At 44.8% G+C, this 16,114-nt stretch carries 10 protein-coding genes; all 10 read right to left on the reverse strand.

Annotated elements, in window-relative coordinates:
- Complete coding sequence (locus tag OO774_RS02980; protein ID WP_264904576.1) at positions 1-1,722, reverse strand: glycoside hydrolase family 9 protein; 1,722 nt, start codon at positions 1,720-1,722, stop codon at positions 1-3.
- A 62-nt stretch (positions 1,723-1,784) separates the two neighbouring features.
- A complete protein-coding gene (locus OO774_RS02985; RefSeq protein WP_264904577.1) occupies positions 1,785-2,780 on the reverse strand; it encodes an ABC transporter ATP-binding protein in 996 nt (331 codons plus the stop codon).
- A 48-nt stretch (positions 2,781-2,828) separates the two neighbouring features.
- Entirely contained in the window at positions 2,829-3,812 is a 984-nt protein-coding gene (locus OO774_RS02990) for an ABC transporter ATP-binding protein (protein ID WP_264904579.1), read from the reverse strand.
- 2 nt (positions 3,813-3,814) lie between these two features.
- Positions 3,815-4,840 carry an ABC transporter permease gene (locus OO774_RS02995; RefSeq protein ID WP_264904581.1) on the reverse strand — a complete coding sequence of 342 codons (1,026 nt, stop codon included), beginning with the start codon at positions 4,838-4,840 and terminating at the stop codon, positions 3,815-3,817.
- Between the two features lie 2 nt (positions 4,841-4,842).
- Entirely contained in the window at positions 4,843-5,829 is a 987-nt protein-coding gene (locus OO774_RS03000) for an ABC transporter permease (protein ID WP_264904583.1), read from the reverse strand.
- 135 nt (positions 5,830-5,964) lie between these two features.
- The gene (locus OO774_RS03005; protein ID WP_264904585.1) at positions 5,965-7,641 is read right to left on the reverse strand and encodes an ABC transporter substrate-binding protein; all 1,677 of its coding nucleotides are present in this window, start codon (positions 7,639-7,641) and stop codon (positions 5,965-5,967) included.
- Positions 7,642-8,513: 872 nt separating this feature from the next.
- On the reverse strand, positions 8,514-11,900 hold the full coding sequence (locus OO774_RS03010) for a response regulator (RefSeq protein ID WP_264904586.1): 3,387 nt from the start codon (positions 11,898-11,900) through the stop codon (positions 8,514-8,516).
- Between the two features lie 227 nt (positions 11,901-12,127).
- Entirely contained in the window at positions 12,128-13,153 is a 1,026-nt protein-coding gene (rsmC, locus tag OO774_RS03015) for a 16S rRNA (guanine(1207)-N(2))-methyltransferase RsmC (RefSeq protein WP_264904588.1), read from the reverse strand.
- Positions 13,154-13,229: 76 nt separating this feature from the next.
- A complete protein-coding gene (locus OO774_RS03020; protein ID WP_264906049.1) occupies positions 13,230-14,315 on the reverse strand; it encodes an AI-2E family transporter in 1,086 nt (361 codons plus the stop codon).
- A 342-nt stretch (positions 14,316-14,657) separates the two neighbouring features.
- A complete protein-coding gene (gene hemL / locus OO774_RS03025; protein WP_264904590.1) occupies positions 14,658-15,950 on the reverse strand; it encodes a glutamate-1-semialdehyde 2,1-aminomutase in 1,293 nt (430 codons plus the stop codon).
- Positions 15,951-16,114: the final 164 nt, after the last annotated feature.

Below are 16,114 nucleotides of genomic sequence, written 5' to 3' on the forward strand. Positions count from 1 at the left end.
TTACTCCTTAACTTCTTGTGGTAGGTGGTGGGCTTGGCTGATGATAGCGAGCAAGTACCACGCACCATGTGGGATCCATTGTTCACCCCAACGCCAGTTTTGCAGGGTGTCGTCTTTCTGTGCTGGTGGATTAAAGGCGATGTCCTCTTCGTCATCAAATCCACCAGTGATGCCATTACAGATGCCACCTTTGGCGTTAAAGAAACCAAACTGTGGAAGGTAGTCTGGGTTATTTTGGCCATGACCGTCGAGCATGCACATATCGTATGGATTCAAGCCCACAATCCAGTTAAGTGCATCTTGCCCGAGACGTACCAGCTGTTGCTGTTTCTCTTTGGATTCAATATACGGCTGGGCAAGGTATGCCATTGCAGCTAATGAACCCAAACGCGCATTTTCTCCTTGCCACCAATAGCCAGATTCGTTGTTGTGGGCAACAAAGAACGCATCGCGTTTCGACTCTTCAACACCTTTGACATATTGACGAGGGTAGCCAAATGGATTGGTGACACGATTGGTGAGCTTCAATTCAAATTCGCATGCCTGGTTGACCGTCTGTTTTGTGGACGCAGCCAACTCGGAGTCGTCTTCGATAGAGAGGTATTCACAAAGAGCAATCACTGGCAATCCAGGTTCCGCTGCATGGAAGTAAGGGCGGCTACCATCTTGGTTAGCTGACCAAAAATGCTTGAATTTTTCATCACTCATTTGTCGTCCAGCCAGGCGTGAAGCCCACAGGCGGCTTTCGTCTAAGTAACGGCTTTGTTTGGTTGTTTTAAACAGTTCAACACTGGCAAGCAAAGCACAGTACTCGTCGATGATATTCTCTTCGCCATCATTGAGATATTGCTTGTTATGTTCCTTTAGGTGCCAGTAGCCATTTTCTGCCGTATTTAGGTATTGCTGTTGATCGAATTCACCATGAACATCTATGCGAGATGCAGTGGCAAGTGCGGCAATCGCGACTCCACCACCTTGTCTAAAGCCTGCCTGATAGTCATCGAACTTGTGACCAAGTTGCGTTTCGAACGCACAGATTTCTCGTTGGGCGGTATCTTTGCTCCATTTATCAAATACCGTCATGTAAAAGAAACCTTTCTCGTTTTGCATGCGAACAAGGAAATCGGCACCATACAGCGCTTCTTCAATGAGGCGTGTGCGGGTGAAAGCAGCGATACTGTCGCTAGCCTGGAGCAGAGAAAGTCCTTTTAGCATGTTCCAAACCACCATAGGGGTTTGTTGTGGGTTAAGGTAGTTTGCGTACGAAAGGTGACTTAGATATTTGCTTACATCTCCAGACGCATCGTACCAACCGCCATGAACATCGGCTGTCTGTTCGGAATTTAATAGCGTAGCCTGACGATCGGCATGATCGAAAATCCCACCGCAGCGCTGAGATTTAAAGTAATGGATCACATCGGATAGTGTGCGATCTAAAAGGAGTTGTTCACCAACTTCGAAGTGAGAAGAACATACGTTATCTAAGCAAAGGTAATAGTGGCCAGGGATCTCAAAGGACGAAAAGTCGATAAGATAAAAATACCCCTGATGCCAATTCGCTACTTTCCCTTGCTTCTGCACCGCAAAGGTAGCAACAGTTTTATCGCTCTTGGCACAAACCAGTGTGGCGGTATCAGAAGATAATTGTGATTGTTCTGTCTGTATTACCGCTTTTTTCGGCCCCAGACGCTCGTAACCAATGTGGTTAGTCAGTAGCAGCATTTAATGTCTCCGCGAAACAAAACAATTGGAAATGGGCCAGTTTTCTCTGGCCCTAGTTATGCTTAGTTCTCAAATAGGTAACAACGGACAAAGTGGTTTTCAGATAGTTGGGTAACGCCTGGTAATTGTTGGCGACACTTATCTGATGCGTGCACACAGCGTCCCGCAAATGGACACCCGACTGATTCTGGCGTCCAGAGTGGGATCTCTCCTTTGTTTCCTTTTAGTTTCTCGTGAATAGACTTCGATGGATCGGGTACGGCAGAAACCAACAATTGAGTGTATGGGTGTTGAGGATCATGAATGATTTCCTCTGTGTCTCCCCACTCCACCATGTGTCCGACGTACATTACTGCCAAATCTTCCGCGATGTAGCGCGCCGTTGCGATATCGTGAGTGATATAAAGCAGAGACATTTGTTTCTCGAACTTCATCTCTTCCATCAGGTTCAGAACACCCGCTCGAATAGAGACGTCCAACATTGAGGTTGGTTCGTCTGCCAATACGACTTCTGCACCAACTGCGATGTTACGAGCTAGGTTTACACGCTGACGCTGACCACCAGAAAGCTGGTGAGGGAACTTTTGCGCGGTCTCTTTAGGCGGTATAAGACCTACTTGTTCCAGCAAGTCATACACGCGTTCTTCCAGTTCTTTCTTGTTGCCCGGTGACACTTTTTTATGGATAAGCAGTGGTCGCGCAATGTGGTGGAAAATGTTGTGTGTCGGGTTTAGTGAGCCAAATGGGTCTTGCCAGACCATTTGTACTCCTTCTCGGTAAGACATTAAATCTTGTCTTGATTGAATATCTTGAATATCACGTCCTTTGTATTCAATGATGCCTTCCGAAGGGGCGTACATTTTCGCAATCATTTTTGCGGTTGTAGATTTACCTGAGCCAGATTCACCTACAACAGACAAGCCGCGACTTTTATACATTTTGAATGATACGTCGTTAATCGCACGCATCTTGGACTGCTTGATAGAATTGCTATTTAGCGGGAAGTCTTTAACGACATTTTTACCCTCGATCAGCAGCTCGCCGAGTTGTTTGCTCATAATTCTCTCCAGTGTAATTTTGTTCGTAGCTAACGTGATTTCGGGACGTTAAACCTTAGCCTGAGCAATGGTTTCGCCATACAAATGGCAGTTTGAGAAACGACTTGGCTCTATCTGACGCAATTGAGTCGGTATTTTCGTGCATGCTTCGTGGACACGGTCACAGCGAGCCTGGAAACGACAGCCTTGCGGAATTTCAAGCAAGTTCAAAGGGTTCCCCGGGATACCCGTTAGTTTGGTCTTTGGACCTGTTAGTGGAGGGAAAGAGCTGCCCAAACCTTTTGTGTATGGGTGGTAAGGACTTTCCAAAATTTGCTTTGAAGGCGCGACTTCAATCAGTTCACCTGAATACATAATTCCGATGCGATCGGAAAACTCAACCATCAACGATAAGTCGTGAGTGATAAACAGAATTGAGAAGCCAAACTCTTCTTTAAGCGCATAAATTTTCTGCAATATTTCACGTTGAACCACAACATCGAGAGCGGTTGTTGGTTCATCCATGATGATCATTTTTGGGTTTAGAGCCAAAGCGATGGCAATCACCAAGCGCTGACGCATGCCACCAGAAAACTGGTGAGGGTAGTCACTAAGTCGGCTAGGATGAATATCGACAATTTCCAGTAAACCTTCTGCGCGTTTCTTGGCTTGTTCACGCGTCAAGTTGGTATGGCGCATAATGACATCGCAGAACTGCTCTTCCATGGTTAGGACAGGGTTCAGGGCATTCATCGCGCTTTGGAATACCATCGACATTTCACTCCAGCGGAATGATTGCATTCGGCTGTCACTGTATTGAAGAATGTCTTCGCCGTTGAAGATGACTTCACCACCTGTAATGAATGCTGGCGGCTTATGCAGACGCATTAGCGAGAAAGCAACGGTTGATTTACCACAGCCAGACTCTCCAGCCAGGCCAAACACTTCGCCAGGGGCGATATCGAAACTAACATTGTTACAAGCACGAACATCGCCAGCATCTGTAATGTAATCTACGCAGAGGTTACGGATAGAAATTAGTGGTGCAGTCATGATTATTTGTCTCCGCTCCATAGTGCATTTTGAGGTGGCATATCTGGTGTGCGTTGTTTCTTATCTTGGTCTGCTAGATTTTTCCAACGCTTCATTCCTTTGTGCGAGCGTAGTTGTGGGTTAGCAATTTCATCAACGGCAAAGTTAAGTAAGGCAAGACCGACAACTAGGAATGTTAATGCAAAACAAGGAGCCAATAGTTCCCACCATGCACCTATAATCATTGAAGATGATGTGTTCACGTTGTACAGCATGATGCCCCAGCTAACAGTGCTAGGATTACCTAAACCTAAGAAGGATAGAGTTGCTTCCGTCATGATAGCCAGCATTACAGAACCAATGAAACTAGCTCCGACGATTGAGATAAGGTTCGGTAAAATTTCGACAAAGATAATTCTAAATGATGATTCACCAAGTACTTCAGCCGCTTTTACAAACTCTTTTTCACGTAGAGAGAGTGTTTGTGAGCGAACAACCCTTGCCCCCCATGCCCAGGAGGTTGCGCCTATTACCAAGGCGATCGTTAACGGTCCCGCAGCACCAATAAAAGCGGCAATGACAAACAGTAATGGCAATTGGGGGATTACCAACATAATGTTCATTGCGGCGGACAATATGTCGTCAACACGTCCACCGAAGTAACCAGCAGTAACACCGATGATGGTTGCTAGCACACACACCATGATACCAGCACCAAACCCTACAGCTAATGACGTACGTGCACCGTAAACCACTTGTGACCATACATCACGTCCCATACGAGTTGTTCCAAGAACGTGATCTGCTTTTTTAGATAGTAGTAATGTACGGCGGCTGTCTGCTAGATTTTGGGCAATCCAACCGTCCGGGTTTGCTTTTGCTGACTTCACTACAAAGCCTGGGTACTCGTGAGGGTTACCTGTACGTTTGTCTGGAGCATGTTTTGTGATAACCGGCGCAAAGATCGCACCTAAAACGAAAATCATGATGATTACAAAACCAACCAGCGCTTTATTGTTATTCGAGAATAAGTTAAATAGTTTTTTCATGTCTATTTGCTCCCTTTACGCAGGCGAGGGTCAAGTGCCACAATAAGCATGTCGGCCAAAAAGTTAAAGAACAGCATAAACATAGTCATAATTAGTAATTGACCCTGTAATACTTGATAGTCACGAGCATGAATTGCATTTAGTAGTACCGTACCAAGTCCTGGGTAGTTGAAGATCATTTCGATAATTAGCTGACCACCGATTGCCATACCAAGTGCCATTGAAAGTGCTGTCACACTCGGTAGCATTGCGTTTCGGGCAGCGTAGTTAAAGACCACGCGGTTCTCGCTTAAACCTTTACCCTTAGCCATGGTGATGTAATCTTCGTTTAGCAGGTTAATCATGTTGTTACGCATGTTGATCAAGAAGCCACCGATCTGGATGATGGTTGCACAAAATAGAGGCAATACAGCATGGTAAGCAACGTCTTTTAAGAATTCCCAGCTTGTCCAATCAGGGGTCAAGCCAGCCGTGTATGCATACGTCGATGGAAACCAATTTAATCCATACGAGAAGGTGAATAACACTAGCATCGCGACGACCACAGGAGGTACAGCTTGTACTACCATCATTCCCGGTGAAATGAACGCGTCGTATTTGCTACCGCGCTTCCACGCAGCGAAGATACCGAGCGTAGAGCCAATACAGAATGCGAGTACTACAGCAGAGCCTGCTAAGAAAAGAGACCAACCAACAGCACCACCCAATACGTCATTTACAGTCTGAGGGAATGTTTGAATTGATATACCTAGGTCCCAAGTAAGAATACCTTTTAGGTAGATGAAATACTGTTCGTAGATTGGTCCGTCAACAAATCCGAGCAATTCTCTCATTGCTGCGATTCGTTCTGGCGTCACCTGTGAATTTGCGTTGGCAAACATCATGGTAACAGGGTCACCAGGCATTGCTCTAGGCAAAATAAAATTGAGTGTTATTGCAAATAAAAGCGCTATCAAATAAAAAGATAACCGGCGAATAAAGAAACCCATAACTCACACCTTAGTCACCCAGTGGCATATTCCACTGGATTTAAGACAAAAAATCCCCTAACGCAAAGCGCCATTTAAAAAGAAATAGGGGGGAGGTGACGGTGCGCAAGGTGCGCACCGTAAATTAGAACCTAATTAAGATTTAGGTTTTAGATCAAGTACTTGAAGTAGACGTTCTTGAGTGTTAGTCATTGGCATCGGACGTCCTTTAGGATTCTCTTCATTCCACCAACCCGTGAAGCGAGCCGTGTTATATTGAGAAGTGTACGCGCCAGACATAACAGGAACAGTTACTTGGTTTTCTGCTATGATGCGTTGGATCTTGTGAGCGATCTTAACTTGCTCATCACGGTCAGCTGTTTTGTAGAAGCCTTCTAGTGCTTTATCAAGTTCTTTGTCGTTCCAGTAATGCAGTGCAAAACGAGGCATACCTTGGCTAGCTTGGAAACGAGAGTGGTAAGCACTATCCCAGTAAGTGTATGGATCCGCACCGTGGAAATAGTTTGTATATGCAACATCATAAGTTGCATCTAGCATCGCTTGGTTGTATACAGAGAAGTCAGGTGTCGCTGCTTTCGCTTTAACCCCCGCTTCTGCTAGCATTTCAACGCCTAGCTGTACAGTGTTGTTAAAGTCAGTCCATCCATTTGGAGACTGGATAGTTAACTCAATCTTCTTACCTGTTGGAGTCTCAACAAAACCATCGCCATCGGTATCAACGAAACCAGCTTCTTTCAGAAGTGTTTTAGCGTTGTCAACGTTGTACGTCATAAATGGCTTGTATTTATTGTACACTTCATTATCAGACCAAGACTCGAATGCAGCGCCAAGACCAGAAGCGTAATCGTTCACCACACCGCCGCCGTAGAATGCGATTTCGATGATAGTTTCGCGGTCGATAGCCATGGAGAATGCACGACGGAAGTCGATGTTATTCACAGCTTCAGCATTGCCAGCATTTGGCGATTTGTAGTTGAATACAAACGCTTGGCTACCACCCGCAGGGTACCAATACTTATTATCTGGGCTTGCAGCAGCGTATGTGCTGTCTACATCAGGAATGAAAGAGTAAGACCAGTCAAATTGACCGCTTAGTACTTGGCCTAGGAACTGTTCGTTACCCGCAACTTGTGGCAGACGTAGACAGTCAACATCTAGGTTATCTGCATCCCAGTAGTTAGGGTTACGACATTGAGTGTAAAGCTGAGGAGTGAAAGTTTCGATCTCAGTAAATGGACCTGTACCTACAGGGTTTTCGTTTGTGAAGCGTGTTGGGTCTTCAACTTTGCTCCAGATGTGTTTAGCAACGATAGATACTTCGTTAATAAGGTATGGAAGATTAGAGTTGGCTTCCGTTAGGTCGAAAGTCACTGTATCGCCAGATGCAGTAATTTTATCTAAGCGTGCATTGATACCAGTACGGTCCAGCTCAGGGTACTTTTTCAGCATGTTGAATGTAAATGCTACATCTTCGGCAGTAAATGCTTCACCATCAGACCATTTAACGCCTTCACGGATAACAAAAGAAACCTGCTTAAGGTCATCTGACATGGTGTAGCTTTTTGCCAAACGTAATACTGGCTCATTCCCTTTTAACTCGTTGAATACAACCAGTGGTTCATAGATGAAGTCTTGAACTGTATCTAGCTGAGTTTGAAGGTAAGGGTTAAAGTTACGAACGAAAGTTGGGAAAAACTTTGGAACCATCGTTAGTTCACTGCGTTCAGCCGCAGTTGCTACCGATGCAAAACCTGTAGTAGCTGTAGCAATAATTGCTGTTGCTAGTGCTGTTTTTTTAATATTGGCAAGCATAGCTGTTCCTTACTGTTTGCTTCATTTCACTATATGGATTTGAATGTCATCAATTGATAAACACTCGCCATGACCCACCTCTAGTGTTTTTGCAACTTAAGCTTTCACCTTCATCACATGTAGAGTGGCCTGTAGGTCTTCGGCAGGAGTAAGAAAACACCTTATCCTGAAAATAATCAAACTCGTATCTCGTTAAAAACGTCAAAAGAGCTGGATATCACGTTATAAACGTCATTTCGTTTGCTTTTGACCCAACTGTGTCTGAAAATCAAAAGTTGATATGCGTCGCAGCTTATATCCTTATGGACATTACGTGTTAGTATTTACTTACTTTGTATTATCTATTTTTAAATGGATCCGATTGTTTTGTCGAGTTGGGAGATCCCGATCACACACGCCATTCTTGTTAATTCATGAGGTGAAATTTAATCTGCCGTTCTGTTGTGATTGACTTCTCAATCTGTGTCATTAGTTTATAAAGTCATGTCCTAAATGATGAAAGTTTCGCCTTTTATTGTTTTCCTTATCGCTCAATATTACTCTTTTTTCACTTCGAAAATAAAGTGTGTTGGCATGCTTTTTATTGTGAAATAAAAACTATGGACATGGCACAGTACTCTGAATTCTTGCCAGGATAATAGCGTCTGCACCGTTAAATTTGGATTCTGTCTACTGAGCTTTATTTAGCTGGAATATTGGCATGATGGTTTTGCAGATGGGATAGATGGCATGCCATTTAAGTCGCACTTACCTTCACTTAGCAATAGGCATTGAACACGGAATAGAAGTATTTCTAAATGTAAAAAGCCTCCAACAATTGGTGTCTAATTGTTGGAGGCTGTTCAAACGGAGCGCTTCATTAGATAACGCTGCTAGCTGGTAAGCAACCTTTGCAGTTTGTCACGCTGTGCTTCAATGTAAGCGCGTTCCGGGCTTTGTTCTTTACAATGCTCGAGTATAAACTCGATAGAGCTTAAAACCGTTCTCCAGCGTGGAGTTTTAGGTAAGGTTTCAATGCGCATGTATTTATCTAAAGTACGGGTTTGTAGCGTACTACGATCAAGATAAACGCGCCAAAGGCCACTTTGCTCGGCAAAGGTAAACTTACTTTCGCCAGTCACGGACTCCCAGTATTCCAAAGCGCGAGTCATTGCTTCGACCAGAACTTCACGCATCACTTCCTGTTTGTCTTTTTTATTGCCTAACGCTTTGTCTGCCAGTCGAGTGAATTCACCTCCAAGCTCTTTAAGCTTCTGTAACTGTTCTTTGTCGCCGTCAAAGGCATAGCGAGAAAGCACCTCTACTGCTGTTTCCAGGTTATGGATACGGGCTGTATTCGCGCCGCCACCCACATTGAATATATACATAACGTCTAAGCCAGAGCCTTCAGGGAGTTTGAGAACATCCGCTTCAATATTTTGACGAATGTCCTCGACATAGATATCAATTTTCCCGCAATAATGTGGCTGTTTAACGGTGAGGAATTTTGGCGCAATTAGCTCATCAGCTGAAGAGCGTTTAATTTGCTCTAAACTACGTTTAAATAACTTACACGCAGCTTCGTTGGCAAAGCGAATACGCTGATCTTCGCGCAAGCAGATGATGGCCTCAGGAGCGGATTCAAGTTGTTCTAGCAGACGACCCTGAGTTTCAAGCAGGCTCGCTTCGACTTCAGCTCGTTGGCGAAGCTCCGACTCAAGTTGCTTATTCTCAATATGACGAATTTCTGCTTTGCTTGCCGTTAAATGGGCCTGAATTCTAGCTGCAAGTTCTTGTTTATTAAAAGGCTTAGATAAGTAATCGTTCGCTCCAGCCTCAAAGCCTCTAACGCGGTCTTCAGTTTGACTAAGTGCTGTTAACATAATAATTGGCAGCTCGGCATGATCATAGATTTTACGCAGTTCACTACATACCTGATAGCCACTCATGCCTGGCATCATGATATCGAGCAGTAACAGTTCCGGTTTTTCTTGTTCGACAAGATCAAGTGTTTCTGGGCCGTCCGAAACAGTTCGTACACGATAGCCTTCTAAACGCAAAAAGCTTTCAAGTACACGCAGGTTGACGGGTTCGTCGTCTGCGACATAAAGCAGTGGGCCATCCGGGTTCTCTGGCAGCGATAGATCATCGCTGTTGTCCAAATTGGTTTCTGGAGCCTGGAAATGCCCACAGGCAGCCAGCGTCTGCGTGGCCAGAATCTCTTCTTCACTGGCGAGAGGTAAAGTGAAGCTGAATGTAGTACCTACCATTGGTTGGCTACTTACATATAAGGAGCCACCCATTAGCTCAATTAACTGGCGGCTAATTGATAAGCCTAATCCAGCACCTTGACGATAGCGACTTTCATCTTGTCCTGCCTGAATTAAAGGCTCAAAGATGTGCTCAAGGTGTTCTGCTGGGATGCCCTGTCCGGTATCGACCACTTGAACGCGGACTAGATCGTCAACGACTCCTGCTGAAATAACGATCTTACCTTCAGATGTGTACTTAATTGCGTTACCTATCAGGTTGTACAGCACCTGTTCAAGTCGTTGTGGATCTGCTGATACTGCTTTGAGATCATTCGGTACCTGATTGATGATCCGAATGGTCTTGTTACCAAGTAAGTGGCCAGACAGCTCCAGTACCAATCGAGTTGAGCTTGCCAAACTGACCGCCGACTTCTGGATGCCCATGCTACCGTAACGCATTTTATGGTAATCCAGTAAGTCGTCGACGAGGTTGGCCAAGCGTTGTCCACTTTTGATAATAATATCAAGCTGATATTTCTGGTTTGCCGGGAGCGCGCCGTTGGCTCCGGAAATTAGAGTTTCCGCAATACCCACCATACCGTGTAAAGGCGTACGCAGTTCATGAGAGGTGGTTGCCAGAAACTCATCTTTTAGCTTGTCTGCGAGTTGTAGCTCGTCATTTTGTTTTTGAATTAAGCGGATGTTGCTTTCCAGCTCTTCATTTTGCTTTTTGATGGTCTGAATTTTTTCACGAATAGAGCGCTGCATCCGCTCGAAACTGCTGGCTAATCGGCCAATTTCATCTTTTCTGATGGTATCGAACGTCGTTTCATCCAGATCGCCTGCTGATACTCGCTCTGCTGCCCAGGTTAATTTGAGTAGTGGGGAAGTAATAAAGTTCGATAGATAGTGTGAGGCAATCACAACCAGTATGATTGCTGTGATCATCGCAATAACGAAGAGTTTTTCCAACTGGTGGATACGAGAAAAAGCGTCTTTCTCCGGTAACTGTACGATCAAGGCCCAGTTTACGCCACGAGTTTTTACTGGCGCATAGGCGGCGATAATAGCTTCATCGAGTCCGTTTGTATAAGTGCCGACGTTTGTTTGACCTGAAAGTGCCTGACTGATGACCTCCATACTATTTTGGATATCATTCAGTTTGGTGTTTATTGTACGAGGTTGTTGATCTCCCCCCACTAGTAAGGTTTCAATCGATGACTCGCGATTTTGGTCAGCTACTAATTTAGTGATACCGTTGTTTGGCAAGCGGAACATGGCGTAGCTGTGTAGGTACCCTTGTTGAACGATTGGTGCACCAAGCCAAGCTACCGGCTTACCCTTTTCAAGTTCAAAATCAGAGACAAGTATTGGCGTGTAGTCTTCGTTAACTTTACGACGCTCGCTGACATCGTCGGCTAAGCGGTGAAATGCCTTACCTAACGCGGAATCTTTATAGCGACCTGTGAGAAGATTGGTGCCGTAATTGTCATCTTTGTTGATTGAGTAGGTAACGTTGCCGTTAATATCGACGAGTAATATGTCATTGAAGTCAGAGCGTTTAAGAAGTTCTAAATAAGCCCAATGATAGCGTTTGTGGAGTAGGCGATAGCGCTCACTGCCAGCATAATTGGATGATTCTGGCAATATTGACGTTTTTGTTTGATCACCACTGCCTTCAATGTAACGTTGCTGTGCATTTTGACGAGACTCCTCAATGTCATTTCCTAACCGACTGAACGCATTGACTAAACCATAAAAACGTCCGCCGCTGGCATAGGCTAATTCCGAGCGGACGAAGCCCATCACTTCGGTTTCGCGTGCTTCAAAGTAGTCAACAATCTGCTGTTGCTTGGTATCTCTTACAGACAAAAGGTGTGACGTGCTCTGTTCTTGCAGATCTTGGCTGTGTGACTGCAGGAAAAAAAACGCAGTAATGGTTAGAGGCGTAAGGCTGAGGACAAGAAACGCAGTCATCAGCGTACTCTGTAGACGCTTAAACTTCTGTTTTTTGTAGAATTTGAACATGGGTAAGGTTGCAACTCGTAAAGGGCAGCAAAAACAATATTGATTGCTACCAAGGTTCTCGTTAAAAACGGATAAGACGTTAAATTCGATAGAAATAACAAAATTAACGAGTTTTTTTTCTTTGACAAGAAAGTTAATTGCAAAGCGTGCAGAGTCACGCAGTTTTTCTTACGATTGATGAAATTTTAGCGGAAAATCGCGCAGGTTGTCGCCTGCGCGGGGGAGGCTTATGGCTTTTTCGCGTAATAAATCGAGAATTTTTTAGTCTTATTTAGCGTCTCATAATTATTGAAAGCGCTTTCAAGAATTGGCGGGTACTTTAAGAAACTGTTCGCCACAATGATCATTTCCCCCTGTTTTTGCAGGTACTGTGGTGCATCACCAAGCAAGGTTTCGGCGGCATTATAATTGGTATCTAGCCCACTATGGAAAGGGGGGTTACTGATGATAAAGCGGTAGTCGTTTGCTGTATCTGAATAAATATCAGAGGCAAATACTTTGCCCTCTAAATCATTGGCTTTTAGTGTTGCTTGGCTGGATGTAATTGCATAGGCGTTGATATCGCACATTTCAATTTCTATTGCAGGGTTGGTTTTCGCCATAAATGCGCCCAGCACACCTGCTCCGCATCCAAAATCAAGCACTTTACCGGACAATGGCGGTAAGGTTTCCAGCAACAGTTGGCTGCCCAAGTCGAACTCGCCATGACTGAATACCCCAGGTAAGCTTTTCACCAGCAGTGATTGGTTTCCAAGGCTGATAGTGTAAGACTTAAACCAGTCGAGCTGATTAAATGGCGCTGGTTGGTTGATACACTGACCCCAGTAAAAAGAGCAACGACGGGCTGAATCGTATTTATTGATCGGACCGTAATCTTTGAACATCTTTTCGATACTCTTTACGCCTGAGCGATTCTCACCAACCACAACGATTTCAGTATCGACACCGAGTTTCGCCATGAGCATGGCCAGTAAGTATTCCGCTTCAGCTTTAGCTTTTGGCCAGTACAGTAACACCATGTCTGCTTGGGTATCGACGTCAAACTCTGAGCCAAAGTGGCTTTTGATCTTGTCAGATGTACGAATTTGACGGTAATAGCTGTAGTTAGAGGTAAAAACTTCAACAGACTCACAGTAGGAGGCCAGCTCAAGAGGGAATAGGTCTTCAACTTCACCAGCAACTAAAACATGCTTTCCATTGAAGTATTCCAGCTGGCGCTGTGCTATTTGGCTTGGAGCGATATAAGCAGACATAAATTTGGTTCGTCAGAAATAATTAGGGCCGGATTTTCTCATAATCCGGCCTAAGCTTGAAGCTATTAACGAGTTGTTAGCTGTTATCTTGATTGGTAAGGAAGTCTTTAAACTCTTCTTCGTAAATATTAAATAACACCATTGTGACAGCAAAAATCAGCGGGCCATAAATCAGACCGATTAAACCAAATAGGTGCAAGCCCCCCAGTAGTGAGAAGAAAATCATTAAGGTATTCATTCCCGCACTGCCTTGCATTAGTAATGGTCGCAACAAGTTATCTATTGAGCCGACAATAACCACACTCCACGCTGTGAGGAAGAGTGCCCAAGTGGTGTCACCGGTTAGGAAAAGGTAAGCTGCCGCCGGTATCCATATTAATGCGGTACCAACAACAGGAATGAATGAGGCAAAGCCCATCATAGTGCCCCAGAATAGTCCCGGGAAACCTGCCAGCCACATGCCAATCCCGCCGGCGAAGCCTTGTGCAATTGCGGTGAGAAACGAGCCCATAACCGCTGACTTTGACACCTGCTCTATTTCAGTCAGGATTTTGTCTTCCTGACTGCGTGAAAGGGGGAGAATATGTCGAATTACGGAAATAATTTTATCGTGGTCACGCAATAAGAAGAACAGGACAAATAACATTAGGAAAAAATCCATTAAGAAATTTGTCGCATCACCGAGAATTTTTGCGCTGATGGTGACCAGATTTGAGCCAAATGAGGTGGCGAATTGGGCGATTTTTGCCGCAATGGCCTGTGGCTCAATTTTATCGAAAGGCAAGTACTCATTAACGAAGGATAATGCTTTGATAACTAAAGGATGTTGGAAAACATCCTGAATGCCACCATTCGTCACCCACTTATAGGTATTTTGTGAAAATAAGGAGCCTTGCTGGACGATCGCAGCAAAAACAAACAGCAGAGGAATCACAATAATAAAGGTCAGTACAACACATGACAGTAACGAAGCCATGTTTCTATGTTTTGGCATCTTTTGCTCAAACCATTCGTGTATAGGGAACATGAGCAATGAAATGATAAAAGCCATGACGATTGAGTTGATGTAAGGCTCGACCAATAAGTAGCAAGCAAAAGCAGCGGCGAGTAGGGCGATCATCAGAACGCGATGACTCGACGTGATTTTCACATTGTTTGGCATAAGATAAGTCCAACTTGCGGGTGACATGTACGGTTTCTAGCTTATAACACGGGCTTTGAACCTTTATTACTGTATGTACTAATTGTCTTATAGCGTAGCGGCATTAGAGCCTAGTAGCATACCTTGTTATAATGACGACAAATCAGTCGGTTATCAATCAGGAGATGTAAAATGGGTTGTTGTAATGGTGATAAGTCATGTCAAAGTGAGAAAAAAGCCAAACGCACTCCGTGGTTAGGTATTGTGATTGGTGTACTCGTTGTCTTAGTTATTTTGAATTGGCGGTAAAAAAGGACCGTGAAGGTCCTTTTGAGATTCGTCGATACTGCCTTTGCAGAATTATTACGCTTCAGCAGCCAGTGTTGCAAAACAGCGATCTGCTGCTTCTAGCGTGGCATCGATTTCTTTGCTGCCGTGAGCCAGAGATGTGAAGCTTGCTTCAAATGCAGAAGGCGCAAGGTAAACGCCATGATCCAGCATCAGGTGGAAGAATCGTTTAAAGCGTTCTACATCACACTTAGTCACATCTTCGTAGGTGGTTACGCTATCTTGATCAGTAAAGAAGAAGCCGAACATGCCACCCACTTGGTTCACCACCAAAGGAATACCGTGCTTTTCTGCCAGCGATTTAAAGCCATCTGCTAGCTGCTTAGTTTTTGAAGCCAGACGCTTTTCGTTACCTTCTTCTTTCAGCAGGCTCAAACTGGCGAATCCCGCCGCCATAGCCACAGGGTTACCAGAAAGTGTACCTGCCTGGTATACAGGACCTGTTGGCGCTACGTATTGCATTACGTCTTTACGACCACCGAAAGCACCAACTGGCATACCACCACCGATTACTTTACCTAGCGTAGTCAGGTCTGGTTTGATGTTGTAGTGTGCTTGAGCACCGCCAAGTGCAACACGGAAGCCTGTCATTACTTCATCAAAAATCAGTAGCGCGCCTTCTTGGTCACAGATTTCGCGCAGGCCTTCATGAAAGCCTTCTACTGGCGGGATACAGTTCATGTTGCCAGCTACAGGCTCAACGATGATACAAGCAATTTCACCTTTGTTTGCAGCAAACAGTTCACGTACTGAATCAAGATCGTTGAATGTTGCTGTCAGAGTGTGTTTGGCAAAGTCTGCAGGGACACCCGGAGAGCTCGGCTGGCCAAGCGTCAGTGCACCTGAGCCCGCTTTTACCAGTAAGCTGTCGGCGTGACCATGGTAGCAGCCTTCAAATTTGATGATTTTGTCGCGGCCAGTGAAACCACGAGCAAGGCGAATCGCACTCATGGTTGCTTCGGTACCAGAGCTAACCATGCGGAGTTGTTCCATCGACGGCACTAGTTCAGAAACCAATTCTGCCATTGAAATTTCTAGCTCAGTTGGCGCTCCAAAGCTGAGACCACGTTGTGCAGCGTCGATCACTGCTTCACGAATTACCGCATGGTTGTGGCCAAGGATCATTGGCCCCCAAGAACCGACGTAATCAATATACGCTTTACCATCGGCGTCAAAAATCAGAGCACCGTCTGCTCGTTCGATAAATAGCGGAGAGCCGCCTACGCCGTTGAATGCACGAACAGGTGAGTTTACACCGCCTGGAATGGTTTTCTGGGCTTTGTCATACAGCTCTGATGATTTGGTCATGGGGTTATCCTCTTCTGATTGCTCGGACCAAGTGGTGCGCATTGTACCTAGCTATAATCAACTTAGAAACGTTTTGCTTAATTTATGTGTTGTTTCGCAATGTAATTTTAACTATCCAATAGAAAGAATCGGCGGTGAATACTTGAACGAGTTGGTCAGGTATT

This window comes from Vibrio sp. STUT-A11 (assembly GCF_026000435.1).
Lineage (GTDB): Bacteria > Pseudomonadota > Gammaproteobacteria > Enterobacterales > Vibrionaceae > Vibrio.